A 1,366-nucleotide genomic window follows, 5' to 3' on the forward strand; every position below is an offset into this window, starting at 1 on the left:
TGAGATAGCCCCTTGATTCACCAGACACAGTCGATGCTGTATCCTTACGGATAGGAATAAGACTGTGAGTATGACTAGGAACAACCAAACCATCGAAGTCGTGACGGTGTCCGAAGAGCGACGCCGCCGCTGGTCAGTGCAGGAAAAGGCTGCGCTGGTCAAGGAAACGTACGAGCCGGGCATGAGCGTATCGCTGGTGGCCCGCAAGCACGGCATCAGTGCCAGCCAGCTGTTCAACTGGCGCAAGCTCGAGCGGGAAGGCGCCCTGGTCGCGGTGCAATCAGGTGAATCGGTCGTGCCGGCGAGCGAGTTGGCAGCGGCACGTGCCCAGATCGCGCAACTGCAGCGCATGCTGGGCAAGAAGACGATGGAGGCGGAGATCCTGCGCGAAGCAGTCGAGCTGGCTCGCGAAAAAAAGTGGATTGCGCGCTCACCCTTATTGGACAAGGACGGGCAGTAAAGCCTGTCTGCGTTGTCCTCGGTGTAGCGCGCTCGCACGTGATTGATCTTCTTGCCCGACCCGCAAACTGGGTCGACAAGCGCACCATCGTCAAGCTCGATCCGGTCGCTGACGCGATGATCGCTGACGCGGTACGCGCCGAGATTACGGCGCTGCCGACTTACGGCTATCGCCGCGCCGGCGCCTTGGTGAACCGTACGCGCAGCCTGATGGGCTTGCGTCCGGTGAACCACAAGCGCCTGTACCGCGTGATGAAGCAGCAGGGTTTGCTGCTGCCGAAATCGCCCAGGCGTAGTGATAGCGGCCGTGCTCACGATGGCAAAGTGATGGTCGAGGAATCGAACCAGCGCTGGTGCTCGGACGGCTTCGAGATCGCCTGCGACAACGGCGAGGTGGTGACCGGCGTGTTCATGAAGGACTGCTGCGACCGCGAGATCATCGCCTGGCGTGCCTGGATCGGCCGAGGCCTGCCTGGTGAACCGGTGCGCGACATGATGATCGAGGCCGTGGAGACGCGTTTCGGCAGCACGGACGAGCGGGCGATTACTGTCGAATTCTTGAGTGACAATGGCGGCGCTTTCCGGGCCATCGAAACCCACGCCTTGGCGCATGAGCTGGGCATCAAGCCGGTGCACACGCCGGTGAACAGTCCACAGTCGAACGGTATGGCAGAGAGCTTCGTGAACACGTTTAAACGCGATTACGTCGGCGGCATGGACCGCAGCAGCGGCGCAGCCGTGCTGGCTCAACTGCCCGACGCATTTAGGCATTTCAACGAGGTGCATCCGCATTCGGCGCTCGGCTACAAATCGCCGCGCATGTTTAGGAAAGAGCGACGCCGTCAGGCTCTGGAAACTGACGCTAACTAAGCATCAGGCTGTGTCCGGGAAAAGCGGGGCAAGATCA

1 protein-coding gene is annotated in these 1,366 nt (G+C 61.1%); it reads left to right on the forward strand.

The window, feature by feature from the left end; genetic code table 11:
• Positions 1 to 70 precede the first annotated feature (70 nt).
• Positions 71 to 1,329 (forward strand): IS3 family transposase gene (locus FG94_RS19250; RefSeq protein ID WP_229445996.1). Its coding sequence is split into 2 segments (ribosomal slippage): positions 71 to 401 and positions 401 to 1,329, totalling 1,260 coding nucleotides; the frame shifts between segments, so codons are not numbered across the junction.
• Positions 1,330 to 1,366 lie beyond the last annotated feature (37 nt).

Origin of the sequence: Massilia sp. LC238, assembly GCF_000735635.1 — a bacterium.
Taxonomy (GTDB): domain Bacteria; phylum Pseudomonadota; class Gammaproteobacteria; order Burkholderiales; family Burkholderiaceae_D; genus Telluria; species Telluria varians.